This window comes from Achromobacter sp. NPDC058515 (assembly GCF_042721735.1).
Lineage (GTDB): Bacteria > Pseudomonadota > Gammaproteobacteria > Burkholderiales > Burkholderiaceae_B > Achromobacter.
This window is the reverse complement of record NZ_JBHXNI010000038.1, coordinates 1-1022: the sequence shown is the minus strand read 5'-3', so window position 1 is coordinate 1022 and position 1022 is coordinate 1. Positions and strand designations below refer to the sequence as shown.

1 protein-coding gene is annotated in these 1022 nt (G+C 68.2%); it reads right to left on the bottom strand.

The window, feature by feature from the left end; genetic code table 11:
• Positions 1–995: Ig-like domain-containing protein (locus ACFWP0_RS29590; RefSeq protein WP_377848306.1), on the bottom strand; the 995-nt coding region annotated here is incomplete at its 3' end.
• Positions 996–1022 lie beyond the last annotated feature (27 nt).

Genomic DNA, 1022 nt, shown 5'->3' with positions numbered 1-1022 from the left:
TCCGTGCGGTCGTTCTTTTGCAGCGGGCCTTGGTAATCGCCCACGTCGTCGGTCACGCCGGTGATGGCGGGCACCGCCGGCGCATCGCCGATGATCAGGTTGAAGGCGAAGGCGTCGGACGGATCGCTGACGTTGCCCGCGGTGTCGGTCGACCTGGCCGTCAGGCTGTGCGAGCCCAGGCCCAGGGTGTCGGACCGCACTTCCCAGTTGCCCTGGTTGTCGGCCACGGTCTGGCCGACCAGGTTGCCGTTGTCATACAGCTTGACGGTCGAGCCGGCCTCGGCGCGGCCGCGCACGACCGGACGCGGGTCGTCGATGGTCGTGCCCGCGGTGACCTGGCCCTGGACGTCGCCCGCGTTGTCGTAGACAGCGTCGATGCTCGGACGGTCCGGGACCGAGATATCGATGCTGACCCGCCAGGAATTGGACGGACCGCTCGTGTTGCCGGCCTCGTCCGTAGCCTGGACGGTCAATTCGTGCTCGCCTGCCAGCCACGCTTGCGTCGGGATGAACTCCCAGTCGCCGTTCTGGTTGGCCATGGCCGTGCCGACCGGAGCGCCCTTGTCAAAGATCTTGACGGTGGCGCCGGCCTCGGCCTTGCCACGCAGCACCGGCGTGGTGTCGTTGGTCGAGCCGCCTTCGGCGATGGAGATCTCGCTGGCGCCCTCGTTGTTGTACAGCCCATCAATGCTGGGACGCCCCGGCGGAATGGTGTCCACCTCGACCACCCACGGATCGGAAGCATCCGAACGGTTGCCCGCCGGGTCCTCGAAGACCACGGTCAGCGAGTGAAGGCCGTTGATGAACGGAACCGGCGGCGTGAAGGTCCAGGCGCCATCGGGCTTGACCACGACGACCGGCTCCAGCCGGGTGCCGTTGTCGTAGACATGGACCGTATCGCCCGGCGTGCCCCGGCCGCTGAGCGTAGGCGTCGAGTCGTCGGTGACCCCGCCGTTGCGGATGGGGCCCTGGATGTCGCCCACATCGTCGGTCACTTGCTCGAGGCCTTCCCCGAGGCGGGG